Origin of the sequence: Azospirillum thiophilum (assembly GCF_001305595.1) — a bacterium.
Taxonomy (GTDB): Bacteria; Pseudomonadota; Alphaproteobacteria; order Azospirillales; family Azospirillaceae; genus Azospirillum; species Azospirillum thiophilum.
Window position 1 is genome coordinate 2768390 of sequence record NZ_CP012401.1, and the last position, 26630, is coordinate 2795019.

The 26630-nt window shown below is 67.1% G+C and carries 24 protein-coding genes and 3 tRNA genes; 11 read left to right on the plus strand and 16 right to left on the minus strand.

Annotation, left to right across the window (positions count from 1 at the left end; translation table 11 throughout):
- The first annotated feature begins 131 nt into the window (after positions 1 to 131).
- The 5 genes from AL072_RS12820 to AL072_RS12840 all read left to right on the plus strand — a co-directional run bounded on the left by AL072_RS12820 (position 132) and on the right by AL072_RS12840 (position 6948).
- Entirely contained in the window at positions 132 to 1490 is a 1359-nt protein-coding gene (locus AL072_RS12820; RefSeq protein WP_045582229.1) for an MATE family efflux transporter, read from the plus strand.
- Between the two features lie 158 nt (positions 1491 to 1648).
- Positions 1649 to 4462, plus strand: coding sequence for a DNA gyrase subunit A (gene gyrA, locus AL072_RS12825; RefSeq protein WP_045582228.1), 2814 nt, complete (start codon positions 1649 to 1651; stop codon positions 4460 to 4462).
- Between the two features lie 25 nt (positions 4463 to 4487).
- Positions 4488 to 5051, plus strand: coding sequence for a pantetheine-phosphate adenylyltransferase (gene coaD, locus AL072_RS12830; RefSeq protein ID WP_045582227.1), 564 nt, complete (start codon positions 4488 to 4490; stop codon positions 5049 to 5051).
- A gap of 131 nt (positions 5052 to 5182) precedes the next feature.
- A tRNA-Lys gene (locus tag AL072_RS12835) sits at positions 5183 to 5258 on the plus strand.
- A gap of 490 nt (positions 5259 to 5748) precedes the next feature.
- A complete protein-coding gene (locus AL072_RS12840; protein WP_045582226.1) occupies positions 5749 to 6948 on the plus strand; it encodes an IS256 family transposase in 1200 nt (399 codons plus the stop codon).
- A 209-nt stretch (positions 6949 to 7157) separates the two neighbouring features.
- Here the strand turns inward: AL072_RS12840 and AL072_RS36265 are convergent, their stop codons facing one another.
- The 4 genes from AL072_RS36265 to AL072_RS12855 form a co-directional block, all read right to left on the minus strand.
- Positions 7158 to 7700, minus strand: coding sequence for an Abi-alpha family protein (locus tag AL072_RS36265; RefSeq protein WP_082108945.1), 543 nt, complete (start codon positions 7698 to 7700; stop codon positions 7158 to 7160).
- A 563-nt stretch (positions 7701 to 8263) separates the two neighbouring features.
- Positions 8264 to 8340, minus strand: a tRNA-Arg gene (locus AL072_RS12845).
- 22 nt (positions 8341 to 8362) lie between these two features.
- Entirely contained in the window at positions 8363 to 8659 is a 297-nt protein-coding gene (locus AL072_RS12850) for an ETC complex I subunit (RefSeq protein WP_045582225.1), read from the minus strand.
- 76 nt (positions 8660 to 8735) lie between these two features.
- A tRNA-Pro gene (locus AL072_RS12855) sits at positions 8736 to 8813 on the minus strand.
- A 145-nt stretch (positions 8814 to 8958) separates the two neighbouring features.
- Here AL072_RS12855 and AL072_RS12860 point away from each other — a divergent pair.
- Entirely contained in the window at positions 8959 to 9363 is a 405-nt protein-coding gene (locus AL072_RS12860; protein WP_045582224.1) for a hypothetical protein, read from the plus strand.
- Here the strand turns inward: AL072_RS12860 and AL072_RS12865 are convergent.
- From AL072_RS12865 to tpiA, 9 genes are all read right to left on the minus strand, one after another.
- The gene (locus tag AL072_RS12865) at positions 9332 to 10564 is read right to left on the minus strand and encodes an ABC transporter permease (RefSeq protein WP_045582223.1); all 1233 of its coding nucleotides are present in this window, start codon (positions 10562 to 10564) and stop codon (positions 9332 to 9334) included. The genes AL072_RS12860 and AL072_RS12865 overlap by 32 nt on opposite strands.
- 19 nt (positions 10565 to 10583) lie before the next feature.
- The gene (locus AL072_RS12870; protein WP_281178639.1) at positions 10584 to 11306 is read right to left on the minus strand and encodes an ABC transporter ATP-binding protein; all 723 of its coding nucleotides are present in this window, start codon (positions 11304 to 11306) and stop codon (positions 10584 to 10586) included.
- Entirely contained in the window at positions 11296 to 12930 is a 1635-nt protein-coding gene (locus AL072_RS12875) for an efflux RND transporter periplasmic adaptor subunit (RefSeq protein WP_045582222.1), read from the minus strand. Before AL072_RS12875 ends, AL072_RS12870 begins: the two co-directional genes overlap by 11 nt.
- Before the next feature lie 86 nt (positions 12931 to 13016).
- Positions 13017 to 13460: a DUF192 domain-containing protein gene (locus AL072_RS12880; RefSeq protein WP_425388552.1), complete on the minus strand. Its 444-nt coding sequence runs from the start codon at positions 13458 to 13460 to the stop codon at positions 13017 to 13019.
- Between the two features lie 79 nt (positions 13461 to 13539).
- Positions 13540 to 14367 carry a 3-deoxy-8-phosphooctulonate synthase gene (gene kdsA / locus AL072_RS12885; RefSeq protein WP_045582221.1) on the minus strand — a complete coding sequence of 276 codons (828 nt, stop codon included), beginning with the start codon at positions 14365 to 14367 and terminating at the stop codon, positions 13540 to 13542.
- A gap of 198 nt (positions 14368 to 14565) precedes the next feature.
- The gene (locus AL072_RS12890) at positions 14566 to 15261 is read right to left on the minus strand and encodes a dienelactone hydrolase family protein (RefSeq protein WP_045582220.1); all 696 of its coding nucleotides are present in this window, start codon (positions 15259 to 15261) and stop codon (positions 14566 to 14568) included.
- Between the two features lie 148 nt (positions 15262 to 15409).
- Positions 15410 to 17041, minus strand: coding sequence for a CTP synthase (locus tag AL072_RS12895; RefSeq protein ID WP_045582219.1), 1632 nt, complete (start codon positions 17039 to 17041; stop codon positions 15410 to 15412).
- A 252-nt stretch (positions 17042 to 17293) separates the two neighbouring features.
- The gene (gene secG, locus AL072_RS12900) at positions 17294 to 17617 is read right to left on the minus strand and encodes a preprotein translocase subunit SecG (RefSeq protein ID WP_045582218.1); all 324 of its coding nucleotides are present in this window, start codon (positions 17615 to 17617) and stop codon (positions 17294 to 17296) included.
- Between the two features lie 194 nt (positions 17618 to 17811).
- On the minus strand, positions 17812 to 18567 hold the full coding sequence (tpiA, locus tag AL072_RS12905; RefSeq protein ID WP_045582217.1) for a triose-phosphate isomerase: 756 nt from the start codon (positions 18565 to 18567) through the stop codon (positions 17812 to 17814).
- A gap of 265 nt (positions 18568 to 18832) precedes the next feature.
- On the opposite strand from tpiA, the gene mbfA reads away from it, so the two are divergent.
- Together mbfA and AL072_RS12915 are read left to right on the plus strand one after the other, a co-directional pair.
- Positions 18833 to 19789 carry an iron exporter MbfA gene (gene mbfA, locus AL072_RS12910; protein WP_045582216.1) on the plus strand — a complete coding sequence of 319 codons (957 nt, stop codon included), beginning with the start codon at positions 18833 to 18835 and terminating at the stop codon, positions 19787 to 19789.
- Positions 19790 to 19914: 125 nt separating this feature from the next.
- A complete protein-coding gene (locus tag AL072_RS12915) occupies positions 19915 to 20427 on the plus strand; it encodes a MarR family winged helix-turn-helix transcriptional regulator (protein ID WP_045582215.1) in 513 nt (170 codons plus the stop codon).
- Positions 20428 to 20473: 46 nt separating this feature from the next.
- On the opposite strand, the gene AL072_RS35600 is transcribed toward AL072_RS12915, so the two are convergent.
- On the minus strand, positions 20474 to 20767 hold the full coding sequence (locus AL072_RS35600; RefSeq protein WP_045582214.1) for a hypothetical protein: 294 nt from the start codon (positions 20765 to 20767) through the stop codon (positions 20474 to 20476).
- 212 nt (positions 20768 to 20979) lie between these two features.
- On the opposite strand from AL072_RS35600, the gene AL072_RS12925 reads away from it, so the two are divergent.
- The gene (locus tag AL072_RS12925; protein ID WP_045582213.1) at positions 20980 to 21681 is read left to right on the plus strand and encodes a response regulator; all 702 of its coding nucleotides are present in this window, start codon (positions 20980 to 20982) and stop codon (positions 21679 to 21681) included.
- On the plus strand, positions 21678 to 23081 hold the full coding sequence (locus tag AL072_RS12930; protein ID WP_082108944.1) for an ATP-binding protein: 1404 nt from the start codon (positions 21678 to 21680) through the stop codon (positions 23079 to 23081). Before AL072_RS12925 ends, AL072_RS12930 begins: the two co-directional genes overlap by 4 nt.
- A 263-nt stretch (positions 23082 to 23344) precedes the next feature.
- Here the strand turns inward: AL072_RS12930 and AL072_RS12935 are convergent, their stop codons facing one another.
- On the minus strand, positions 23345 to 24034 hold the full coding sequence (locus tag AL072_RS12935) for a LuxR C-terminal-related transcriptional regulator (RefSeq protein WP_014189689.1): 690 nt from the start codon (positions 24032 to 24034) through the stop codon (positions 23345 to 23347).
- Positions 24035 to 24570: 536 nt separating this feature from the next.
- On the opposite strand from AL072_RS12935, the gene AL072_RS35180 reads away from it, so the two are divergent.
- The gene (locus AL072_RS35180; RefSeq protein ID WP_167543373.1) at positions 24571 to 24744 is read left to right on the plus strand and encodes a hypothetical protein; all 174 of its coding nucleotides are present in this window, start codon (positions 24571 to 24573) and stop codon (positions 24742 to 24744) included.
- Positions 24745 to 24864: 120 nt separating this feature from the next.
- Here the strand turns inward: AL072_RS35180 and AL072_RS12940 are convergent, their stop codons facing one another.
- Positions 24865 to 26469: a DegQ family serine endoprotease gene (locus AL072_RS12940; protein ID WP_045582212.1), complete on the minus strand. Its 1605-nt coding sequence runs from the start codon at positions 26467 to 26469 to the stop codon at positions 24865 to 24867.
- Between the last annotated feature and the right edge of the window lie 161 nt (positions 26470 to 26630).

Sequence of the window (26630 nt, forward strand, 5' to 3'; positions counted from 1 at the left end):
GCGGTACGCCGACCGGTCAAGATGACCGGCTTTTGCGCAGCCTGCCTGATTTCCGGTCAGGCACTACGCTCCGGCGGCGCCAAATCCACCGGTCGCCATCCGTCTCCATAGCTGCCCCACGGTCCAGTCCCATGAGCACCGCCACCCTGCCCGCCCCCGAGCCGCTGCGCGCGCGCCTTGCCGTCCATATCGGCGAGCTGCTGCGGCTGGCGGCGCCGGTCATCGTCTCGCGCGCCGGGTTGATGGTGATGATGGCGGTCGATACCGCCATCGTCGGCCGATTCTCGGCGCAGGAGCTGGCCTATTACGGGCTGGCCCACCTGCCCGGGAACATCATGGTCGGCACCGGAGTCGGGCTGCTGATGGGCACGGTGATGATAACCGCCCATGCCTTCGGCGCCGGCTCCGACGCGGAATGCGGCCGGGCGTGGCGGCGGTCGGTGCCCTACGCGCTGCTGCTGGGCGTGCTGTTCGCGCTGGTTTCGCTGCTGGGCGACCCGCTGTTCCAGGCCGGCGGGCAGACGCCGGACATGGCAGCGGGCGGCGCCCATGTGCTGGCGGTGCTGGGGCTCGGCGCGCCGGGCATGATGCTCTACATCACCACCGGCTTCTTCCTGGAGGGGGTCAAGCGCCCGCTGCCCGGCATGGTCGCGATGGTGATCGGCAACCTGGTCAATGCCGCGCTGGCCTGGGCGCTGGTGTGGGGGCATATGGGGCTGGAACCGCTGGGCGCAGTCGGCTCCGCCTGGGCGACCACCATCGTCCGCTGGGGCATGGGGCTGGGTCTGGTCGCCTATGTCTGGTGGATGCGCGACCATGACCGGTGGGAGCTGCGCCGGCCGGTGGCCGGCTGGTGGAGCGGCGCGCGGCGCCAGCGCAATCTCGGCTATGCCGCCGGGCTCAGCATCGGGGTGGAGAGCGGCGCCTTCGCCGCGCTCGGCCTGTTCGCCGGCATGATCTCGCCGCTGGCGCTGGGCGCCTACACCGTCGGGCTGAACCTGACCGCCCTGCCCTTCATGGCGGCGGTCGGGCTGGCGTCGGCGACGGCGGTCCGGGTGGGTGTGGCCTATGGCCGCGGCGACCGCCGCGACATGGCGCTGGCCGGCTGGACCGGGCTGGGCGTCACCAGCGCCATCCTGGCCGGCGTCGGCATCCTCTACCGCAGCCTGCCGGAAGCGCTGGGCGCCATCTACACCAACGATCCGGAGCTGCTGGAAGCGGTGGTGCCGCTGATCGCCTTCGCCGCCTGGATCCTGATCGCCGACGGCGGCCAGACGGTGATGGCCAACGCGCTGCGCGGCCGGCACGACGCCTGGGTTCCGACCGCCCTGCACTTCTTCTCCTATGCGGTGGTGATGATTCCGGTGTCGGCGTTCCTGGTCTTCGGCCTCGGCCACGGCCCGCACGGGCTTTTCGAGGGGATTCTGATCGCCAGTGTGGTATCGGTGACGATCCTGTCGCTGCGCTTCGCACGTCTGAGCCGGCACTGACCAACGTCTTGACCAGGCTCTTCCGGCCCGAATCGTTGTGTGCAATTGCGAGAGTTGCTATATTTTCTGGGCAAAACCTTCGGCCGTCCAGGCCAGCGTCCGCCGCTTGAGGCCCCCGGGCTATCCGGTGCGGCGCAACTGAAGAACGAGTGTCCTGCTTGATCAATACGCCCCTTCCTCCCGCCTCCGACATCGCGCCGATCAACATCGAAGACGAGATGCGGAAATCGTATCTCGACTACGCGATGAGCGTGATCGTGAGCCGTGCCCTGCCCGACGTCCGCGACGGGCTGAAGCCGGTTCACCGGCGCATCCTCTACGCGATGAAGGAGGGCGGGTACGACTCGACCAAGCCCTACAAGAAGTCGGCGCGCATCGTCGGTGACGTGATGGGTAAATACCACCCGCACGGCGACAGCGCGATCTACGACGCCATGGTCCGCATGGCGCAGGACTTCTCGATGCGCCTGCCGCTGATCGACGGCCAGGGCAATTTCGGCTCGATGGACGGCGATCCGGCGGCGGCGATGCGCTATACCGAGGCGCGTCTGGCCAAGGCGGCGGAAGCGCTGCTGGACGACATCGACAAGGACACCATCGACTTCCAGGCAAGCTACGACGATTCGGGCCGCGAGCCGACCGTCGTCCCGGCCCGCTTCCCGAACCTGCTGGTGAACGGCGCCGGCGGCATCGCCGTCGGCATGGCGACCAATATCCCGCCCCACAATCTGGGCGAGGTGATCGACGCCTGCTGCGCCTACATCGACAACCCCTACGTCTCGGACGAGGAACTGCTGGAGATCGTCCCCGGCCCCGATTTCCCGACGGGCGGCCTGATCCTGGGCCGGTCGGGCAGCCGGGCGGCGCTGATGCAGGGGCGCGGTTCGGTCATCCTGCGCGCCAAGACCCATTTCGAAGAGGTGCGCAAGGACCGCACCGCCATCATCGCGACCGAGATCCCCTATCAGGTCAACAAGGCCAAGCTGATGGAACGCATCGGCGAGGTCGTGAACGACAAGATCATCGAGGGCATTTCTGACCTGCGCGACGAATCCGACCGCGACGGCGTGCGCGTGGTGGTCGAGCTGAAGCGCGACGCCGTGCCCGACGTCGTGCTGGCCCAGCTGTTCCGCCATACCCAGCTCCAGACCTCCTTCGGGGTCAACATGCTGGCGCTGAACGGCGGCCGGCCGGTGCTGATGACGCTGAAGCAGATCATCGAGGCCTTCGTCCGCTTCCGCGAGCAGGTCATCACCCGGCGGACCGAGTTCCTGCTGGGCAAGGCACGCGAGCGGGCGCACACCTTGGTCGGTCTGGCCGTGGCAGTCGCCAACCTCGACGCGATGATCGAGCTGATCCGCAGCGCCCCCGATCCGGTGTGGGCGCGCGAGGAGATCATGACCCGCGAATGGCCGGTCCACGACGTCGGCCCGCTGATCGAGCTGATCGACGAGCCGGGCCGCGGCGTCAGCCCACAGAACACCTACCGCCTGTCGGAGGTCCAGGCTCGCGCCATCCTCGATCTGCGCCTGCACCGGCTGACCGGGCTGGAGCGCGACAAGATCGGCGCCGAGCTGACCGACGTCACCGACCAGATCGCCGATTTCCTCGCCACGCTCGCCAACCGGCCGAAGCTGCTGGGGATCCTGCGCGACGAACTGGTCGAGATGAAGGAGCGGTTCGGCAACCCGCGCCGCACCGAAATCCAGGATCTGGAGTTCGAGGCCGACATCGAGGACCTAATCCAGCGCGAGGACATGGTCGTCACCGTCAGCCAGTCCGGCTATGTGAAGCGCGTGCCGCTGTCCACGTACCGGGCGCAGAAGCGCGGCGGCAAGGGCCGGTCCGGCATGTCGATGAAGGCGGAGGATGCGGTCAGCGACCTGTTCGTCGCCAACACCCACACGCCGCTGCTGCTGTTCTCGAACCGCGGCATGGTCTACAAGCTGAAGGTCTACCGCCTGCCGCTGGGCAACCCGCAGGCGCGCGGCAAGGCCTTCGTCAACCTGCTGCCGCTGGTCGACGGCGATACCATCACCACCGTCCTGCCGTTGCCGGAGGACGAGGCGGCCTGGGCCGACCTGCATGTCGTCTTCGCCACCTCCAAGGGCAACATCCGCCGCAACCGGATGTCGGACTTCGCCAACATCAGGTCCAACGGCCTGATCGCGATGAAGCTGGAGGAGGAGGGCGAGCGGCTGATCGGCGTCCACACCTGCTCGGAAACCGACGACGTGCTGCTGGCGACCCGCGGCGGCAAATGCATCCGCTTCGCGGTGGACGACGTGCGCGTCTTCGCCGGCCGCACCTCGACCGGTGTGCGCGGCATCCGGCTCGCCGACGGGGACGAGGTCGTCTCGCTGTCGATCCTCGGCCATGTCGAGGCCGACGCTGCCGAGCGCGCCGCCTTCTTCAAGATGAAGCGCGACGAAGGTCTGGAGATGGAGGGCGAGGCAGCGCCGGAAGCCGACGAGGTGTCCGCCGAATCCGTCACCCTGACGCCGGAGAGGTACGAGGAGCTGAAGCGGCTGGAGCAATATATCCTGACCGTTTCGGACAAGGGCTATGGCAAGCGCAGTTCCTCCTATGAGTACCGGGTGACCGGCCGCGGTGGCCAGGGCATCTGGAACATGGAGATGGGCGAGCGCAACGGCTCGATCGTCGCCGCCTTCCCGGTCGAATCGACCCATCAGGTGATGATGGTGACCAATGGCGGCCAGGTGATCCGCATGCCGCTGCATGATGTGCGGGTGGCCGGCCGCAAGACGCTGGGCGTCACGCTGTTCCGCGTCGGCGCGGACGAACGCGTGGTGTCCGTCGCCACCATCGCCGAGGAAGACGCCGAACCCGGCAGCGAGAACAGTGCCGGTGAAAACGGCGTGGGCGAGAGCGGCATGACCGAGAACGGTACCGGTGAAAGCGGTGTCGGGACCGGCGGCGATGCCGGCGGCCCGGCCGTGCCGAACGAGTAACGGACAGGCGTAAAGGAATATCTCCATGGCGACCAGCCAGACCGAGACCAGCACGGGTCGTCGAATCGGTGTCTATCCCGGCACCTTCGATCCGATCACCAACGGTCACATGGACATCATCCAGCGCGCCGCCCGTCAGGTCGACCACCTGATCGTCGGCGTCGCGCGGAATGCCGGCAAGGGCCCGCTCTACTCCACCGACGAGCGGGTCGCCATGGTCCGCGAGGATGTGGCAGGGCTGAATGCCGCCGGCGCGAGCATCGAGGTCCGGGCGTTCGACAATCTGCTGATGCATTTCGCCATCGAGATGAATGCCAGGGTCATCATCCGCGGCCTGCGCGCCGTCTCGGACTTCGAATATGAATTCCAGATGGCGGGGATGAACGCGCGTCTGAACCCGAAGGTCGAGACGATCTTCCTGATGTCGTCGGAAAAGCATCAGTTCATCTCGTCTCGATTCGTAAAGGAGATCGGTCGGCTCGGTGGTGACATCCGCCATTTCGTTTCGGCCCGTGTGGCGGAACGCTTGGCCGAACGCTTTGCGCTGGAAGCCGGCAACGGCACGGCACTGATCACCAACCAGACCTGAGTGGCCCGGTGTTGGGCTTGATGGCGATTTCCTGCCTTTGCCATCAAGCCCATGGTTGACCTTTCGCGCGCGTCTTTCTATGGTGCGCCCACCTTCGGCGGGGGTCGGTTGCCCCACCGCCTTGCAAGGATGATCCGGTAGCTCAGTCGGTAGAGCACGTGACTTTTAATCATGTGGCCGTGGGTTCGAATCCCACCCGGATCACCAACCAATTCAAGGTCTTAGCCTTCCTCAAGGGGTCGCTTCCGCGACCCCTTCGGCGTTCCGGGGAACGTTTTGGGGCAAAGCCGCACGCCTGCCCGGGACGCGGCACCACAGCCACAGGCGAAGGGTCTGGGAGGCCCCGTAGATCAGGATCTCCGAGGTGTTTAGGACGGGGCACCTGAATGCTTCAGGCGGCTCTACGGGCCGCATATGGCGGCTTGGGAGTACGCCAACATCACGTCATGCCAACCGTTAGCGTAAATTCCAGCGTCAACCCGCCAAAAAAATGGACCAGGAATCCAGAATTTAATCACGTCAACGCAATAAGCCGGTCGTGCCCCACGGGGTGGTGTAGGAGCTGTGGGGAACCGGCCCGCCGTAGCGCCCTCCGATGGCTGGCGTAGGCGGGCCGGTTATCCATAGCGGGGCGGTCATCGCGGTTCTTCGATAGAGTCTGGTCACCACACCTCAACCCGACCGAAGGGTGACCACGATGACCGACGAGATGATGGCGCTTCGCGCGATGCTTGAGAAGGGCGCGGATGCCGATGTTCTGCGCGAGATGATCGGCTTTGCTGCCGAGCGGCTGATGGAGTTGGAGGTGCAGGGCCTGACCGGCGCCGGTCATGGCGAACGGTCGGCCGAGCGACTGGTTCAGCGCAACGGCTATCGCGATCGCGACTGGGAAACTCGAGCCGGCACCGTCGAGCTGCGCATTCCCAAACTGCGCAAGGGCTCCTACTTCCCCGGCTTTCTGGAGCCGCGGCGGATGGCTGAGAAGGCGCTGACGGCGGTGATCCAGGAGGCCTACATCCAGGGCATCTCGACGCGCTCGGTGGACGATCTGGTCCAGGCCATGGGAATGTCTGGCATCTCCAAGAGCCAGGTCAGTCGGTTGTGCGCCGAGATCGACGAGCGGGTTAAGACCTTTCTCGGCCGTCCCATCGAGGGCGACTGGCCCTACCTGTGGCTGGATGCCACCTACGTGAAGGTGCGCCAGAACGGACGCATCGTTTCGGTCGCCGTGACCATCGCGGTGGCGGTCAACACCGACGGCCGGCGCGAGGTGCTGGGCATGGACATCGGCCCGTCCGAGGCGGAAACCTTCTGGATCGAGTTCCTACGCAAGCTCAAGCGCCGTGGTCTGAGCGGCGTCAAGCTGGTGATCTCCGACGCCCATGGCGGCATCAAGGCCGCCGTCACCCGGGTCTTCCAGGCGACGTGGCAAAGGTGCCGGGTCCATTTCTCCAGGACAGCGCTCACCCACGCCGGCAAGAGCGGACGCCGTGTCGTGGCGGCCTTCATCGCCACGGCCTTCGCCCAGGACGATGCGGCATCTGCTCGCACGCAGTGGCGGCAAGTGGCCGATCAGGTCCGGGCCAAGCTGCCGAAGCTGGCCACCCTGATGGACGAGGCGGAAGAAGACGTCCTGGCCTACATGACCTTTCCCAGGGAGCATCGGGCCAAGCTCCACTCGACAAACCCGATTGAACGTCTCAACGGCGAGATCAAGCGGCGCACCGAGGTTGTCGGCATATTTCCCAACGAGGAAGCGATTACGAGGCTCATCGGCGCCATCCTCTTGGAGCAAAACGATGAATGGGCCGTTCAGCGGGCACGCTACATGACGCTGGAAACCATCGCCCCGCTCGGCGATGATCCCATCGTCAGCCTGCCCGCTGTGGCCGCCTGACCATCCGGCCAGACCGGCCGGAGAACCTGATGAGCGACCCAGATCCTACACCACTCCTCGGGGCATGATCAATAAGCCCCGCCGAAGCGGGCTTCGCCTTGTTCTGCAATGGCTTGCCGAGATGGCGCCCCCGTTGGAGGGGACCGACGCGGTGATCTCAAACCCGGGAAGCCGTTTTGCTAAATGCGCTGTGGCTGAAAAGTTCAGATTTAGGCCGACACTGCTCGCAAGAGCGCACGGCCTAGCGGCGTTAGCCGCACCAATCCACGGGACATTGGACCGCCAAACCCTGCGGTGGGGTCAATCACACCCAGGCGCGTGAGATTGCTTAAGCTGATGTTGACATCGTCACTCGGCTCTTGCTTCTCCGCCGGCCTTTCACTCCCTCTCCGATAAGAGATAGCGAGTTCTGGAAGCTCCGCCGTCCAGACGCCCGTCCCATTATCCGCGTCTCCAATCTTCTGTAGGATTTCAGCGTCTAACCGGGACATATCGCGCAAGATAGAGACAAAGGAGCGCTCAATCTCATCGGGCCGATCGCCGTCAGTGCCATTAACTAACAGGCGTACCCACAAATCCTGCAGGTCATTATCCTCTTCAAGTGTAGCCGCCTCGAGCAAAGGAAGTGCTACATTCAACGGTATCTTTCTATCTGGCCCAGCCTTCCCACGTTCAGCCATAAATTCGGCTGCTCGATCCAAGAGCCGAACTTGACGCTCGAACCGAACGACTTTCAGGTGGTCATGAAGCATCCCCACCACTTCACCTGTAGGGGCCGCCACAAAGCGACCAATAGCCCGGCCGGTGTCTAGTGCCTCTTTACCGAACACGGCCAAAGCGTGAGTAGCTCTAGCCCAACCGCCTGTGGGGTCTACTGGTTGGTTCTCCGACACGTTTTCGCTCCTGTCACAGCTTCCTCAAGGCAGATTGTACTGCTCAAATTATGCATCCATGGAGCGAACTAATCTACAGTTCGCCAGCGTGCGCAATGCGCAACCGGGGAGAATTATACGCAACGTCACAAGTCCATATAGATTTGCGTCCAGCGGCGGCTTTGTCGCGACGCTGACAGTAGCGCTGGTGAATGCAGCTGTGAGCCACTACCTGACAACGCCCTGCTTCAAAGCCCTATTTCCGCCTTCATGGCGGGGTGTTGTGGGGAGCAATCATCGCGAACGGCTTTAACCGGTTCAACCGGAACCGCTAGCCAAACAGAAAAGGCGCCGCGGTCACTATCCGCGGCGCCTTCGATGTGTATGCAAAATATGTGTGCTGAAGGTCTCTAAACGCTTAAAATTTCAGTCATTTTCCGAGATGGCGACCCCAGTTGGATTCGAACCAACGACCTGCCGCTTAGAAGGCGGCTGCTCTATCCAACTGAGCTATGGGGCCTTATCCCGATCCCCGGCCACGCTCAGAAGCGCGGGCGGTCGGTGCGGAAATTGTCGGCGTAGTTGCGCGGACGGACACGGCGGACGGGAGCATCCTGCACGGTGTAGTCGAAGCCCTTGCGCTCCGCGAAGGCGATGGCCTCCTCACGCGTCTCGAAGGACAGGCGCACCTGGTTCAGCGTGTCGCCCGAACTGGTCCAGCCCATCAGAGGCTCCGGACGGCGCGGGGTCTCGATCTCGTAGTCCAGAATCCAGCGGTGAGTCTTGGCGCGACCGGACTGCATGGCCGTCTTGCTCGGCTGATAGATCCGGACGTTCATGGCTCGCTCGTCTCCCCCAAATGTCTGCCCATGCGTCCCGGCGCTCCGGCTGGGACACGGTTCTTGGCCTCGGCGATGGTCGGGACGCCCGGATTCGAACCGGGGGCCTCCAGTACCCAAAACTGGCGCGCTGACCAGACTGCGCTACGCCCCGTCGCCGCGTTGTGAGATACACGAACGCCACGCCCACGGCAAGCGAACGGCGCACCGGTTTTCCGGTCTTTCTCCATCCTGCCTGCCGCCATGCGGCGTTCGGTCGCTCACCCCATCCGGTTTCACCATCCAACAAGGTCCGTCCGTTGCCGTCCCTCGCCGCCGCTCCGCTCCGCATCGCCCTCTTCCTGCCCGATCTCGGCGACCGGCCCGACCGGGTCGCTGCGGTCGGGCTCGCCAATGACCTGCTGCGCGCGGGTGCTGCGGTCGATGTCGTGGCGCCGACGGGCGGCGGGCCGCTGCGGGCGGCGCTCGACCCCGCTGTCGGGCAGATCGATCTCGGCAAGCGGCATGCCGCGACCTCGTTCCTGGCGCTGGCCCGGGTGCTGACGGAGCGGCAGCCGTTGCTGCTCGCCGTGCCGCGGGAGGCCGCCTGGGTGGGGCGGCTGGCGCTGCGGCTGGCGCGCAGCGGTGCGACGCTCGTGCTGCTGGATGGCGACGCCGGCGCCGACCGGACGGCTATTCGTGCCGCAATGCCTCGATCGGGTTGAGCTGCGCCGCCCGCCGCGCCGGGTAGAGGCCGAAGAACACGCCGACCAGCCCGCTGACCACAACCGCAAGCACCACCGAATCGATCCGGATCAGCGTCGGCCAGCCGGCCAGCATCGCCACCCCCATCGCGGCGGCGATGCCCAGGGCCACGCCCACCGCGGCGCCGATCAGCGACAGGGTGGTCGATTCGATCAGGAACTGCACCAGGATGTCGCGCCGCCGGGCCCCGACGGCGAGCCGCAGGCCGATCTCCCGCGTCCGCTCGGTCACCGAGACCAGCATGATGTTCATGATGCCGATGCCGCCGACCAGCAGCGACACCGCCGCCACCGCCGCCAGCAGGAAGGACAGTGCGCGGGAGGAGGCGTCGCGCGTCGCCGAAACCTCCGACAGGTCGCGCATCCAGAAATCATCGTCCTGGCCGGGGATCAGCCGGTGGCGCTGGCGCAGCAGGTCGCGGATCTGGATCTGGACCTCGGCCATGTCGGCACCGTCGCGCATCTTCACCACCATGGTATGGATGAAGCGCGGGTTGCTCTTGGCCATGCCGGGGATGTTGCGCTTGGCGGTCGACAGCGGCACGAAGACGACATCGTCCTGGTCCTGTCCCTGGGTGTTCTGGCCCTTCTCCTCCAGCACGCCGACGACGGTCAGCGGCGTGGAGAAGATGCGCACCGGCTCGCCGATGGGGTCGCCGCCGCCGAACAGAGTGCGCACCACCGTCCGGCCCAGCACCACCACCTTGTTGGCCTGCGCGACATCTTCATCCGACAGGCCGCGGCCCATCGCCAGCGTCCAGTCGCGGGCGTCCATGTAGTCGGGGGTGACGCCGAACAGCACGCTGCCCCAATTCTGGTTGCCGGCGACGATCTGCAGGCCCCAGCGCACCGACGGCGCCGTCACCACCACGCCGGGGATCTCCGCCGACACCGCCAGCGCGTCGTCCTCGGTCAGCGACGATGCGGTGCCGGCACCGAGCTTCACCCCGCTGCGGACGATGCTGCCCTGCCCGACCATGATCAGGTTGGTGCCCAGGCTGGCGATCTGGCGCAGCACCTGATCGCGCGCGCCGGCACCGACCGCGACCATGGCGATCACCGCGGCGACGCCGATGACGATGCCGAGCATGGTCAGCGCGCTGCGCAGCGGGTTGGCGCGCAGCGACTCCAGCGCAGCGCGGAAGGCGTCCCAGGCGGTCATACCGCCATCTCCGGATCGGTCATACCGCAATCTCCGGGGCTTGGCTGACGTCGCCGATCAGGCGGCCGTCGCGGAAATGCAGGACGCGGCCGGCGAAGCGTGCCACCTCCGGCTCGTGCGTCACCAGCACCACGGTGATGCCGCGGCGGTTCAGCCGCTGGAACAGGGCGATGATCTCCAGGCTGGTGGCGCTGTCGAGCGCGCCCGTCGGCTCGTCGGCCAGCAGCAGCAGCGGCTCGTTGACCAGCGCGCGGGCGATGGCGACGCGCTGCTGCTGGCCGCCCGAGAGCTGGGTCGGCCGGTGCCCGGCCCGTTCGCGCAAGCCCACCGACTCCAGCGCGGCCAGCGCCCGTTCCGCCCGTGTCGCAGGGCCGACGCCGGCATAGACCATCGGCAGCATCACGTTGGCGAGCGCGGTCTGGCGCGCGAGCAGGTTGAAGGACTGGAAGACGAAGCCGATGCTGCGGTTCCGCAAGGCCGCCAGCGCGTCGGACGACAGGCCGGCGACCTCCTGCCCGTCCAGCCGGTAGCGGCCGGAATCGGGGCGGTCCAGGCAGCCCAGCAGGTTCATGAAGGTCGATTTGCCCGAGCCGGACGGCCCCATGACCGCCACGAACTCGCCGCGGCCGATGGCGACGGTGACGCCGTCCAGCGCATGGACGGTCTGCGGCCCCATGCGGTAGCGGCGGCTGAGGGTGTCCACGGCGATGAGGGGCGGGCCGCCATGCCCTTCAGAAGCCAAGGCGCGGCCCCCGGCGGCTGTCGCGGTCGGGCGGCAGGATGCCGGTGATGACCTCCTGGCCGGCGTGCAGATCGCCGGACACCAGCTCGGTGAAGCTGCCGTCGCCGATGCCGAGCCGCACCGGCACGCCGACCGGACTGCCGGTGCCGGGAGCGGGCACCCACACCGTACGCGTGGCGTCGGCGCTCCGGCCGGGCTCGGCCAGCGCGTCGAAGCGGTCGCGCTGCGCCGGGTCGAGCAGGGCCGCCATCCGCTCCAGCGCCGCCATGCGGATGGCGTTCGCCTCTGCCCGGCGGCGCTCCGGATCGCCCCCTTCGGCATCGAGCGCGGCGAAGCGCTCCCGTGCCTCGGCCACCAGTGCGGCGATGTCGCGGCGCCTGCCCTCGTCGAGAGCGAGCCCGTCGATCACCCGCTTCGCGGCGGCCTCCAGCGCCGCGGCACCGCGCCCGCCGTCGGCACCGCCGGTGGTCGGCGCCGGGGCGTCCATGCCCGGCCCGGCGCTCGGCGGGCGGAAGCGCAGCGCGGCGTTGGGCAGCTTCACCGCCGCCGACCGCTCGTCCACCGTGATGCGCAGGTTGGCGGTCATGCCCGGCAGCAGCCGCAGGTCGGGATTCTCCACCGTGATGACGACAATGTAAGTGACGACGGTCAAATCCTCCTTCGGCGCCAGCCGCACCTGCGCGACGCGCCCGCTGAAGCTGTCGCCGGGGAAGGCGTTGACGGTGAAACGCACCGGCATCCCCTCCTTCACCCGGCCGATGTCGGCCTCGTCGATGTTGGCGAGAACCTCCATCTGCCGCAGATCCTGGGCGATGGTGAACAGGGTCGGGGCCGACAGGCTGGCGGCGACCGTCTGGCCGGTGCTGACCGCCCGGTTGACGACGACGCCGTCGATGGGGGAGCGGATGACGGAGCGGTTCAGGTCGACGCGGACCAGCTGCAGGGCCGCCTCGCGCTGTGCCACCTGGGCGCGGGCGACGTCGACCTGGGCGGCGGCGACCGCAAGCGACGCGGCGGCCGAGGCCTCCGCCGCTTCCGCCTGCCGCTTCTGCGCACGGGATGCGACCAGCTGCGCCTGGGCGCTGTGGGCAGCGGTTTCCGTCTTCTCCAGATCAGCGGCGGCGACCACGCCGCGGCCCTGCAGGTCGCGCCGGCGCCGCAGGTCGCGCTCGGCGTCGCGCTGGGCGAGGTCGGCAAGCAGGATCTGGGCATCGGTGTTGGCGACGCTCGCCTTGGCGCTCGCAAGGTCGGCGCGCGCCTTGTCGAGCAGCGCCTGCTGCTGCACCAGCGAGGCCCGGGATGAGTCGACGTCGGCGCCGGCCTGGGCCAGCCGGGCCGCCAGCTGGTCGCCGTTCAGCCGGGCGAGGATCTGGCCGCTGCTGACCCGGCTGTTGAAATCGGCGTAAAGCTCGGCGATCTGGCCGGACAGCTGGGAGCTGACCTCGACCGTCACCAGGGCGCTCATCGTGCCGGTGGCGGTGATGGCGCTGACCAGCGGCCCCTGCTCCACGCGGGCGAGGCGATAGGCCGGCCCCGGCTCCGCCCGCGCCAGCATGATATAGGCGGACAGGCCGGCAACGGCGCAGAGCGCCGCCCCGACGATGATCGCCGCCCGCCTGCCCATCCCTGCCCTCCGCGCCGCATTGTCCCCGCGCACTGAATCTGGGGGAGATTACGCCAAAGTCACGGGGGGGCGGTCGGTCATTCCGCTTACGGCTTCGGAAGGTCGGCGGAGACCACGCGGTCGCCGGGGCGGATGCCCAGCCGCGCCGCCATGCCGCCGTTCAGCTCCAGGATCGCCTTGACCGGGCCGTCGGAGTTGACCGAGTCCAGCGATTCCGGCACCGCGCGCTCGTGGATGTTCACGATGCGCCCGTCGGCGGCGATGAACAGCATGTCCAGCGGGATCAGCGTGTTCTTCATCCAGAAGCTGGCCGCCTGCACCCGGTCGTAGATGAACAGCATCCCGGCATCGGCCGCCATCGTCCGGCGGTACATCAGCCCCTGCGCCTGCTGGCCGGGGGTCAGCGCCAGTTCGACGTCGAAGCGGAACTTGCCGCCGCCCGCCGTCTCGACGGTCAGCTTCGACTTCTGGAAGCTCTCCAGCGCCGCCGCCGGGAAGGCGGCGACCAGAAGCAGGAGCGCGACCGCCACGCCCCTGAACATCCGCCCGATCAACATCCGTCCAATCATCATGTCATGTCCGTCACGGCTGAAGCGGAATGGAACGGCGTCAGGCCTTCGCCAGACGGTCGAAGGCCTGGAGCTTCGCCAGCAGCGCCGGCATCTCAGAGAGCGGGACCATGTTCGGGCCGTCGCTGGGGGCGCAGTCGGGATTCTCGTGCGTCTCCATGAAGACGGCGGCGACGCCGACCGCGATGGCGGCCCGGGCCAGCACCGGCACGAACTCGCGCTGGCCGCCCGAGGTGGTGCCCTGCCCGCCCGGCTGCTGGACCGAATGGGTGGCGTCGAACACCACCGGGAATCCCGTCTCCGCCATGATCGGCAGGGAGCGCATGTCCGATACCAGCGTGTTGTAGCCGAAGCTGGCGCCGCGCTCGCACAGCAGCACGCGCTCGTTGCCCGACGCCACCAGCTTGGCGGCGACGTTCTTCATGTCCCACGGCGCCAGGAACTGGCCCTTCTTGACGTTCACCGCCCGGCCGGTCTCGGCGGCGGCGATCAGCAGGTCGGTCTGGCGGCACAGGAAGGCCGGGATCTGCAGCACGTCCACCGCCTCGGCGACGGGAGCGCACTGGCCGGAATCATGGACGTCGGTGATGACCGGACAGCCGAAGCGCTCGCGGATTTCCGCGAAGATCGGCAGCGCCTTGTCCATGCCGAGGCCGCGCGCCGTGGTGATCGAGGTGCGGTTGGCCTTGTCGAAGCTCGACTTGTAGATCAGCCCGATGCCGAGACCCTTGGTGATCTCCACCAGCGCGGACGCGGTCTCCAGCGCGTGGTCGCGGCTCTCCATCTGGCAGGGACCGGCGATCAGGACGAAAGGACGGTCGTTGGCAATGGTCAGGTCGCCGATCTGGACGGCGCGCGGCGTGGTCATCGGAGTGCTCCAAAACGAAAACGGGCGAGAGGGCGCCCGTGGACCTTTGCATCCCATTAAACAGGGCGGATGGTCAATGGCGGGCGGCATGGAGATCTGCAAGCCACTCAGGCGCCCGACGAATGCCCCCTCCCTCCCCCGCCTTGGGCGGGAGAGGGGGCAGGAGGCTTGTCCACAATTGCGTCAACAGCCCCGGCGTCAGGCCAGATGCGTGCGGAAGAACTCGACGGTCAGGCGGTTGGCCTCGTCGGCGGCGTCCTTGTCATAATGCTCGCCGCCGGGCCGGGCGAAGGCATGGTCCATGCCGGGATAGAGCTTGGCCGTCACCCATGTGTGGTCCTTCACCCCGGCCAGCAGCGCGTCGCGCTTGTCGGGGCTGGAGAATTTGTCGTCCTCGGCGACATGGAGCAGAAGGGGCTTGCCGATCTTCGGCGCCTCCCCCAGCAGTCCTTCCAGCCCGACGCCGTAATAGCCGACATTGGCGTCGGCATCCGAGCGCGCCGCCATCAGGAAGGCGAGGCGGCCGCCCAGGCAATAGCCGACGCTGCCGGCCTTGCCGGTGCAATCGTCCTGCCCGCGCACCCAGGCCAGCGTCGCCTTCAGGTCGTCGACCGCCTTGTCCTGGTCCATGCCGTTCATCAGGGCGAAGGCCTGGTTCCATTCCGCTTCGGTCTTGTCGGTCAGCTGCACCCCAGGCTGCTGCCGCCAGAACAGGTCCGGGCACACGGCCAGGAAGCCCTGGGCGGCGTACCAGTCGCACAGCTCGCGCATCACCGCGTTGATGCCGAAGATCTCCTGGATCACCACCAGCCCGCCGGCCGGGGTCATCGCCGGCTTGGCGACATAAGCGGAAAAACGGCCGCCGTCGGCAGCATCGATCATCACCTCGGACATGGCGTCCTCATCCTTCCTTTGGCAAATCCGCCCCTGATATGGAGCGGAGTCGGCCCCGTTCACCCCCCGCATCGCTTGCGGCCGGGGGGCAGGACGCAAAAAGCCCCGCCTCCGGCGGGAGGCGGGGCTTTTTGCACGAGGCTTGGGATCAGACCAGACGGCTCTGGTCGATCGCCGCCTTGATGAAGGCGGTGAACAGCGGGTGCGGCTCGAACGGCTTGGACTTCAGCTCCGGGTGGAACTGCACGCCGATGAACCAGGGATGGTCGGGGATCTCGACGATCTCCGGCAGTTCCCCGTCCGGCGACAGGCCGCTGAAGCGCATGCCGCAGCGCTCCAGCCGCTCCTTGTAGTACACGTTCACCTCGTAGCGGTGACGGTGCCGCTCGGAAATGTCGGTGGTGCCGTAGACCTCGGCGACCTTGCTGCCGTCCAGCAGCTTGGCCGGATAGGCGCCGAGCCGCATGGTACCGCCCAGGTCGCCCACCTCGGCACGGCGCTCCAGCGTGTTGCCGCGCATCCATTCGGTCATCAGGCCGACGACCGGGTTGCCCGGCTTGCCCAGCTCGGTGGAGCCGGCATCCTCGATCTTCGCCATGTTGCGGGCGGCCTCGATCACCGCCATCTGCATGCCGAAGCAGATGCCGAAATAGGGCACCTTGCGCTCACGCGCGAACTGGGCCGCCCGGATCTTGCCTTCCGTGCCGCGGGAACCGAAGCCGCCCGGCACCAGGATGCCGTGGACATTCTCCAGCCGCTTCACCGCCGCGTCGTCATCCTCGAAGATCTCCGAATCGATCCAGTCGAGGTTGACCTTGACGTTGTTGGCGATGCCGCCATGGGTCAGCGCCTCGGCCAGCGACTTGTAGCTGTCGAGCAGGCTGATGTATTTGCCGACCACCGCGATGGTGACCTCGCCCTGCGGCTTGCGCACCCGGTCCATGATGCGGGTCCAGCGCGACAGGTCCGGCTCCTTGTCGACCGGCAGGCCGAAATAGCTCAGGACCTGGGTGTCGAAGCCTTCCTCATGGTAGCTGATCGGCACCTGATAGATCGACTCGACGTCGAGCGCCGCGATCACCCGTTCCGGACGGATGTTGCAGAACAGCGCGATCTTCTTGCGCTCGTTCTCCGGGATCGGGCGGTCGGCGCGGCACAGCAGGATGTTGGCCTGGATGCCGACGCTCAGCAGCTCCTTCACCGAATGCTGGGTCGGCTTGGTCTTCAGCTCGCCCGCGGTCGGGATGTAGGGCAGCAGCGTCAGGTGGATGTACAGGACATTCTCCTGCCCCACCTCGTTGCCGAACTGGCGGATCGCCTCCAGGAAGGGCAGCGACTCGATGTCGCCCACCGTGCCGCCGATCTCGATCAGGACGAAGTCCTCGTCGGTGGCGTCGGCGCGGATGAACTCCTTGATCTCGTCGGTGATGTGCGGAATGACCTGGACGGTGCCGCCCAGGTAATCGCCGCGACGCTCCTTCGCGATCACGGTGGAATAGATGCGGCCGGTGGTAATGTTGTCGCCCTTGCGGGCCGATACGCCGGTGAAGCGCTCGTAATGGCCGAGGTCCAGGTCCGTCTCGGCCCCGTCGTCGGTCACGAAGACCTCGCCGTGCTGGTAGGGGCTCATCGTGCCGGGATCGACGTTCAGGTACGGGTCCAGCTTGCGCAGGCGCACCTTGTAGCCGCGCGCCTGGAGAAGCGCCCCAAGAGCCGCCGACGCCAGACCTTTGCCCAGCGAAGAAACGACGCCACCGGTGATGAAGATGTAGCGAGTCATGTCCGTCCGAAGAGCTTGAGAGCTGTTCCATGTCCCCGAAGGGGACGGAGTCTGGATGTCCCCAAAGGGGACGAATTCAACATGTCCCCGAAGGGGAGAGCCGTTCCATCTCCCCGAAGGGGAGACCGTATCAATGTCCCCGGAGGGTCGCCGCCGAAACATCGCGTCGCGATCGTCGGCCCTCAAAAGAAAGAGGCGGCTTCGGGGAGGCCGCCTCGCTGTTCACTCGTACCCGTTTGCCTTACGGTCCCGTTACTGGGACACCGGCGGCGCGGGAACGGCCGGCTGGGCCGGTACGGTCGACTGCGCCGGAGCGGCCGGCAACGTGTCGATGATCGACGCCGGGCGCGAATGCCCGCCGGCCAGGATCGCCAGCACGATGCTGGTGGCGAAGAAGCAGGCCGCCAGGATGCCGGTGGTCCGCGTCAGCAGGTTGGCCGTGCCGCGGGTGCTCATCATGCCGCCCATGGTGCCGCCACCGATGCCGAGTCCGCCGCCTTCCGACCGCTGGATCAGGATCACACCGACCAGCCCGATGGCGATCAGCAGGTGAATGACCAGAATCACCGATTCCATGCGATGCTCACCCCACAACCATCCCAAAAATCGAATAGCGCGCCACAGGCCGTATCAGGGGCCCGTGGCGCGCGCCCACTGTTTGTACCGCGGCATCGCGCGATATGCCAGCGCCAAAATACCTATGGCATATCCGCCCACGGCATGGCTGGCACCAAGGAGCCGGTATCGGAGACAGGTGTCAGCGACAGGTCTCAGCGGCAGGCCGTAGCGATGCCCCAGAAATCGTCCGCCTTCAGCGACGCCCCGCCGACCAGCGCGCCGTCGACATTGGCGACCGCCATCAGCTCTGCGGCATTGCCCGGCTTGACCGAGCCGCCATAGAGGATGCGCACCTTGTCCGGGTCGGCGATCTTGCCGGCCAGCTCGGCGCGGATGTGGGCGTGCATCGCCTTCACGTCGTCCGGAGTCGCCGTCTTGCCGGTACCGATCGCCCATACCGGCTCATAGGCGACGACGGTGTTCTCCGCCGTCGCACCGGCGGGAATGGAGCCGGCGAGCTGGCCCGAGACCACGGCGTCCGCCTGTCCGGCATCGCGCTGCGCCTCGGTCTCGCCGACGCAGACGATGGCGATCAGGCCCTGGCCATGGGCGGCGGTCGCCTTGGCGTTGACCATGGCATCGCTTTCGCCATGGTCGGCGCGGCGCTCCGAATGGCCGACAATGACGTAGCGGCAGCCGGCGTCCTTCAGCATGGTCGGGGCGACGTCGCCGGTGTGGGCGCCGGCGGTCTTCGGCGCGCAATCCTGGCCGCCCAGCGCCAGCGGGCTGTCGGCGATCGCCTCCCCCACCGGGAACAGCAGCGGGAAGGGCGGGCAGACCAGCATGTCGAAGGCGACCGGCCCGGCGCCCTTCAGCCGCCCGGCGAGGTCGGAGGCGAGATCGAGCCCGTCAGCCTTCAACCCGTTCATCTTCCAGTTTCCGGCGATCAACTTCCGGTTGGCGGTCATGGTCGTTTCCTTCTTGTGTCGGCTTTATATGGGAACTTGTGGAACGTTTTTTGCCTCTCGTGAGCAAAGCCCATAGCAAGCCCGTCGCCGGAATTCCACCCACCCGACCGGCGCAGTCCCCAAGGAAGGGTCGGCGGGACATCGTGTAGCACCCCGGGTGTAACACCCCGGGTGCGGCACCCCGGCCGAACCGCCGGGTTGCGGATACCCCCTTTCGGAATAGGATCATTGCGACGCACCATTCCCATGCGGCGAAGGCCACCCCATGAAGAACTTCTCGGACCTGACGGAAAAGGAACTGCTGGCGCTCGCCATCGCGCTGGAGGAGGAGGACAGCCGCATCTACGACGAGTTCGCCCACGGCCTGATGGACAGCTATCCGGACACCGCCAGGATATTCCGTGCCATGGGTACGGAGGAGAACGGCCATCGCCACCGGCTGCTGGAGCTGTTCCGCCGCAAGTTCGGCGACCATATCCCGCTGATCCGCCGTCAGGACGTCAAGGGCTTCGTCGAGCGCAAGCCGGTCTGGCTGTCGCGCCCGCTGGGACTCGACACCGTGCGCCGCCAGGCCGAACTGATGGAGGCGGAGACCAAGCGCTTCTATGTCCGGGCCGCCCAGCGGTCGCAGGACGCCGCGGTCCGCCAGCTGCTGGGCGACCTCGCCGAGGAGGAGCGCCGCCACGAGGCCAAGGCCGAGCGTCTGGAGGCGCAATACCTCTCCTCCGCCGCGCCCGAGCAAGAGCACGAATCCGAACGCCGCCTGTTCGTCCTGCAGATCATCCAGCCGGGTCTGGCCGGGCTGATGGACGGGTCGGTCTCGACCTTGGCGCCGCTGTTCGCCGCCGCCTTCGCCACCCAGGACAGCCACGAAACCTTCCTGGTCGGGCTGGCGGCCTCGATCGGCGCCGGCATCTCGATGGGCTTCGCCGAGGCGCTGTCGGACAACGGGTCACTGACCGGGCGGGGCAGCCCGTGGCTGCGCGGGGCGGTCTGCGGTGCCATGACCACGTTGGGAGGCCTGGGGCACGCCCTGCCCTACCTGATCCCGCATTTCTGGACGGCGACCGCCATCGCCGCCGCCGTCGTCGCGGTCGAGCTGGCGGTCATCGCCTGGATCCGCAACCGCTACATGGATACGCCGCTGCTGGCCGCCGCCTTCCAGGTGGTGGTCGGCGGGCTGCTGGTCTTCGCGACCGGGATCCTGATCGGCAGCGCCTGACGGATCCCGCCGGAACGCCACAAATGACGACGTCTGTGGTAGAGCTTGTCCTTGTAAGCGGGCTTGCGATTGTTTATGTCTGAGTCGCTGTCCTAATTAGAATAAATCGAACCAACCGCGTCGCCATGGCCGATCTGAAAGCAGGCGTGAACCAGCTCTTCCTCCGCGAGGAGGAACTCCGCACCGGAATGGAGCTGCTGTTCTACGCTTACCGCGAATTCACTGCCGAACCGGACGAAATTCTGGGGGAGATCGGCTTCGGCCGCGCGCATCACCGCGTGATATATTTCGTCGGCCGCTATCCCCGGATCACCGTGTCGGAACTGCTGGCGATCCTGAAGATCACCAAGCAGAGCCTGTCGCGCGTGCTGGGCGAGTTGGTGCGCCAGGGCTTCATCGACCAGCAGACCGGCGCGCGCGACCGCCGCCAACGTCTGCTGGAGCTGACGGAAAAGGGTGTGGAACTCGAACGCCAGCTGTCCGAAACCCAGCGCCAGCGCATCGCCCGCGCCTACCGCATGGCCGGCGCCGAGGCGGTGGAGGGCTTCCGCAAGGTGATGATGGGAATGCTGGACGAGGGGGACCGGGCCAAATTCGCCCCGCCCGTCCCACCCGCCCGTCTGGCCGCGAAGCGCTGATCCGCGGTTGGCGGCCGTTCCCGGCCGTCCTTTTCAGACCCCCTTCTCAGCCGGCATTCGATTCGGGCTTGGCCGTCTCCGGCTCCACGCCACCGGGGGCGTTGGCGGCGGCCGGTGCGCCGGGCTGGCCATTGACTTGGCCGTTGGCCTGACCATTGGCCGCCTTGGCGTCGTTTGGACTGCGGCGCCGAAAGCCGCCCTTGCGGTACACCACATTCTCGGAAGCACCCGGCGCGCACTGGACGATGCTGCCGCCCTTCGCGAGGAAGGCACGGGTCATTTCAGCGAGGTCTTGGGCGTCCAGGTCCCGCGGGTCGTTGGACCTGTTGTCGTCGGCCATTATGATCGCTCCTGTGTCTCTCGGCCCTCGTAGAGGACAGATGGAAGATTAACACGGAACGGGCCCGAAACGGCCAAACCCTTACACGCCTGCCCGCCATGCACACCCACGATGCGCCCCGCACGGCCGGGCAATGCGTCCCGCTTGGTCGGTAAATGCGTCCCGCATGGCGAGGCTATGTCGATTGCGGGGAGCCGCGCTATAGTCGCGCCATGACCGAAGATCAGCCCCACATCCTGGTCGTCGACGACGACACCCGCCTGCGCGAACTGCTGCGCAAGTATCTCGCCGGCAACGGCTTCATGGTCAGCACCGCCCGCGACGCCGCCGACGCGCGGGCGCAGCTGGGCGGGCTTGCCTTCGACCTGCTGGTGCTGGACATCATGATGCCCGGAGAGTCGGGGCTGGAGCTGACGGAATCGCTCCGGCGCGAACGGGATCTGCCGATCCTGCTGCTGACCGCCCGCGACGAGCCGGACGACCGCATCGCCGGGCTGGAGGCCGGGGCCGACGATTACCTCGCCAAGCCGTTCCAGCCGCGCGAGCTTCTGCTGCGCATCAACTCCATCCTGCGCCGCCAGGCCGCCCGCCCGCCGGAGCCGGCGGCCCCGCCTGCGACCCCAGTGAAGCTTGGCCCGCTGATCTACCTGCCCGACCGCGACGAGCTGCGCGTAGGCGAAGAGGTGATCCGGCTGACCACGGCGGAAGCCAGCCTGCTGCGGATCCTCGCCGCCTCCCCCGGCGTGACCTTCAGCCGCGAGGATCTGACCGAGCGCAGCAAGGTCGCCGGCAACGCCCGCACCATCGACGTCCAGGTAACCCGCCTGCGCCGCAAGATCGAAGCCGACCCGCGCGAGCCGCGCTATCTCCACACCGTGCGCGGCGAAGGCTATGTGCTGAGGCCCGATCCGTGACGGCGCCAGGCGGGTCGGAAGCTGGCGGAGCGGACACGCGGGCGGCCGCCGCCGCCCGGCGGGCCGAACGGCGGCGGCGCATCCCCCTGGTCAAGCGGTTCCTGCCGCGCACCCTGTTCGGCCGGTCGCTGGTGATCATCGTCACGCCGGTCATCCTGGCGCAGGCGGTGGCGACCTGGATCTTCTACGATCGTCACTGGGACACGGTGACCAACCGGCTGGCCTATGCGGTGGCCGGCGAGATCGCCACCTCGATCGCCATGCTGGAACGCGACCCGTCGCAGGACGGGCGCGACTGGGCGCTGGCCACCACCGCCCGCACCACCGACCTGATCGTCACGCTGGAACCGGACCAGGTCCTGCCCGACCGCCGCCGCAGGCTGAGCGGCCTCTTGGAACGCACGCTGGGCAAGGCGATGGAGGAGCGGGTCGCCCGCCCCTTCACCATCAACACCCGCGTCGCCCATGAATGGTACGAGATCCGGGTGCAGATGCCGAACGGCGTGCTGTCGGTGATGTCGCCGGAACGCCGGCTGTTCACGCCGACCAGCTACATCTTCATCCTGTGGATGGTCGGCTCCGCCATCGTGCTGTTCGCCGTGGCGATCCTGTTCATGCGCAACCAGATCCGGCCGATCAAGCGGCTGGCCATCGCCGCCGACGCGCTCGGCAAGGGCCGCGACGTCTCCAACTTCAAGATGGAGGGGGCGACCGAGGTGCGGCAGGCCGCTTCCGCCTTCCTGCTGATGCGCGAGCGCATCCAGCGCCAGATCACCCAGCGGACCGAGATGCTGGCCGGCGTCAGCCACGACCTGCGCACGCCGCTGACCCGGATGAAGCTGGCACTCGACATGATCGAAGACCCCGACCTCGATCCCGAGGTGGAGGAACTGAAGGCCGACGTCGCTGAGATGGAGACGATGATCGAAGGCTATCTGGCCTTCGCCCGCGGCGAGGGGACGGAGGCGGCGCAGCCGACCGACCTGACCCGCCTGCTGAACGAGGTCGCCGCCGGCGCACGGCGCGACGGCACCGAGGTGACGCTGACCGCGCCGGACGGGCTGATCCTGCCGCTGCGTCCCAACGCGGTCCGCCGCTGCATCGCCAACCTGCTGGTCAATGCCGGCCGCCATGCCGGCACCGCCTGGGTCACGGCGGAACGGAAGGACGGCGTGATCGAGATCCTCGTCGACGACGACGGCCCCGGCATCCCAGCCTATATCCGCGACGACGTGTTCAAGCCGTTCTTCCGGGTCGACAGCAGCCGCAACCTGGATACCGGCGGGTCCGGCCTGGGCCTGACCATCGCCCGCGACGTGGCCCGCAGCCATGGCGGCGACATCACTCTGGACGACAGCCCCTATGGCGGCCTGCGCGCGGTGATCCGGCTGCCGGTGTAATACCAGCGGTCATTGATGATGACCGCTGGTATCCGCGTCGACCGGCGCGGCGGCAGCCCATGCCACCGAAGCTCCTGATCCTGACAGGTAAGGATCAGGAGCCGTTGACGTAAAGGCGAAAACGCAGGCAAGGAAAAGCCCGCGCTTCCCAAAAGAAGGCGGGCCGATGGGCCGCATTGCCGCCGGCCCCCTGCCCCTTCCTCTACCGAAGGCGGAAGGGGCGACAGGGGCTTTGCAGGGGCGGAGGAAGACCGGAGCGGCGCCTACTGGTTCGCTGCGGCGGCGACCGCGCCGGCACCGGCCAATTCGCCGCCGATGCCGTTGTTCAGCGCCCAGATGGCGGCCTGGGTGCGGTTCGACGCGTTGATCTTGCGCAGCAGGCTCTTCAGGTGAACCTTCACGGTGGCTTCCGTGATGTTCAGGTGGTTGGCGATCATCTTGTTGCTGTCGCCGTTCAGCAGGCAGCGCAGGATCTGGACCTCGCGCTGCGACAGGCCCTTGCGCGAGACCGGCATCTCGGTGCCGTTGCCGTTGACCCGGCCGGAGATCAGCAGCGCGGCGAGATGGGTTGGGAACACCTTCTCGCCCATCATCACCAGCTTCAGCGACTGGGCCAGCGCGTCCGACGACAGGTCCTTCATCAGGTAGCCGTCGGCACCGGCCTCCAGCGCATTGGCGAGGCGGCGGGTGCAGAGATCGCTGGTCAGGATGACCATGCGGGTGTCGGGCAGCAGCGCGCGCAGGCGGCGCATCCCCTCCGCCTCCTCGTCGCCGCCATTCTGCAGGTCGAGAAGGAGGAGTTGCGGCTTCAGGCCGTTCTCAACCGACCCCAGCGCCTCGCGCAGGTTTCCCGCCTCGGCAAGGATCTGGAAAGGCGAATCGTCGAGGAGGCGCTTCAGCCCCTCGCGAAACAGCTTGTTCGAGTCGATTAGAAAAGCGCGCACTGTGTCCATCTTCCGCTCCCGCAATTTTGGATCGATCATTATGACGTCGTGGCCCATGACATCCGTTCCACGAAGTGAAGGTCTCGACGCATTGGTAACTCGGCGATTACCCCTCGATGGCTTCGGCAGGCCGTTATTTAGGGGGAGGTTACCCCCGTGTCGTGTCCTACGGTACCACTCTCCGGAGTTAAAAGAAGAACGCATTGGACATATGCTCAAAGCCTCCTCAAGATTTCCGGATCCAAAGATATCACAGCGGCGAACATTTAAGAGCTCAAGAGAATTAACTATACCGTTAACCACCACTTATTTGCGAGATATCGCACCCCATAAGCGAGTGTCGTCCTAAAAATCTCACACGAAGTTGCGCCGGGATCGGTCGGACCGGTGATGCCGTCCGATAACCCCAACCGCGCCCTTGCCTTTCGGCATAAACCGTGACGGAGCGGCGAGCGGACCGCTTGACCCGGCCTGGATGCCCATGCGCATTTGCGCCGGACCGCGCTGCCCGACGGCATCGGGGACGGAGACCGGACGGGGATTCAATGGGCTGGCAGATCATCGGCGCCTTCGTGGCCGGCTATCTGGTGCTGCTGGGACGCAGTGCCTGGAAGCAGGGCGAGTTCCGCCAGTTCCTGCGCAGCCTCGCCATCGTCGCCGCCCTCTGCGCGCTGCTGGCGGGCGCCGTGGGGTTGGCGATGGTACTGGATGGCGCCTGACGCGGCAGCCCCCCCCGACATCCGGACCTGAAGAGCACATGAAAAAGGCGCCGGCGGTTTCCCGCCGGCGCCCCTGTTCCACTCCCGCCCGATCGCCTCGGCCGGATCAGCTCAGCCGGATCAGCTCAGCGGGATCGCCACGAAGCGCAGGTCGCCCTTGCGGTCGACCAGAAGCAGGACGGACTTCTTGCTCTGCTCCTTGGCCTTCTGGACCTTGGCGGCGACATCCTCCGGCTTGCGGACCTCTTCCTGCCCGACCTCGATGATGACGTCGCCCGCGCGCAGGCCCTTCTCGCTGGCCGTCGAGTTGCCAGCGACCTCGGTGATGACCACGCCCTTCAGGTCGGGCTTGATCTCGTACTGCTGGCGCAGTTCCGGGGTGATGGCAGTCAACTTCATGCCGAGCGATTCGGTCGGCTTCTGGGCCGGCGGTTTGTCCTTCGGCTGCTGCTTGTCGTCGGGGTTGGCGGCCAGCAGACCCTGCTCTTCCGCCGCCTCCAGCTCGCCGACCTTGACCTGGACGTTCTGGGTCTTGCCCTTGCGCCAGACCTCGACCGGGACGGCCTTGTCGATGGAGGTCTCAGCGACGACGCGCGGCAGGCGCCGCATCTCGTCGATCTCCTTGCCGTCGAACTTCGTCACCACGTCGCCAGCCTGGATCCCGCCCTTGGCCGCCGGGCCGTCGGGGGTGACGGAGGCGACCAGCGCGCCCTTGTGGTTGGGCAGGCCCAGGCTCTCGGCGATTTCCGGCGTCACCGCTTGGATGCGCACGCCCAGCCAGCCGCGGCGGGTCTTGCCGTATTCCTTCAGCTGGGCCACCACCTGCTTGGCCAGGTTTGACGGGATGGCGAAGCCGATGCCGACCGACCCGCCCGACGGCGAGAAGATGGCGGTGTTGATGCCGATGACCTCGCCGTTCAGGTTGAACATCGGGCCGCCGGAGTTGCCGCGGTTGATCGACGCGTCGGTCTGCAGAAAGTCGTCGTAGGGACCGGCGTCGATGTTGCGCTGGCGGGCCGAGATGATGCCGGCGGTGACCGATCCGCCCAAACCGAACGGGTTGCCGATCGCCACCACCCAGTCGCCGACGCGCATGGCGTCGCTGTCGCCGAAGGGCACGGCGACCAGCGGATGGCTGGTCTTGATCTTCAGGAGCGCAAGGTCGGTCTTGCTGTCCTTGCCGACCAACTCGGCCTTGATGTTGGTGTCGTCCTGCAGGATGACGGTGATCTCGTCGGCGTCCTGGACCACATGGTTGTTGGTGACCACGTAGCCGTTGGTGGCGTCGATGACGAAACCGGAGCCGAGCGAGGTCGCCTTGCGCTGCGGCTGGTCCTGCTGCTGCTGGCGGTCGAAGAAGTCCCGGAAGAAGTCCTCGAAGGGCGAGCCCGGCGGGAATTGCGGGATCTCCGGCCGCGGACCTTGCTGCCGCTGCGGCGCGCTCTGGCTGGTGGAGATGTTGACGACGGCCGGCAGCAGCTTTTCCGCCAGGTCGGCGAAGCTGCCCGGCGCGTTGCGGTTGGGTGCCGCCGCATGGGGCTGGGCCGCCTGGGCCTGGGCGGGAGCGGCGCCGGCGAAGGCGCCGATGACGGCACCGCCGGCCATGACCGACGTCATGCCCCAGACGATGGCCGCAGCCAGTGGCCGGACGCCCGCCTTACGCGGCCGGGCCCCGGCCTCGGCGCCACGCGTGGCAGGTTCGAATTTGGGTATGCGGATCAACATGCTCTCCCTACCAGACGTCCGGCCGGTTCCGTGGACGGGAGCGGCCGCCCAGTTCTGGGCCATATATGTGTTGGGCCAAGAGTATGGCCGCAAGATGGCGTGCCGGTCCAGTCGGGACCAGTGGAAATCTCAAGCCGGCGAATTTCCGCCCTGCCCCGGTG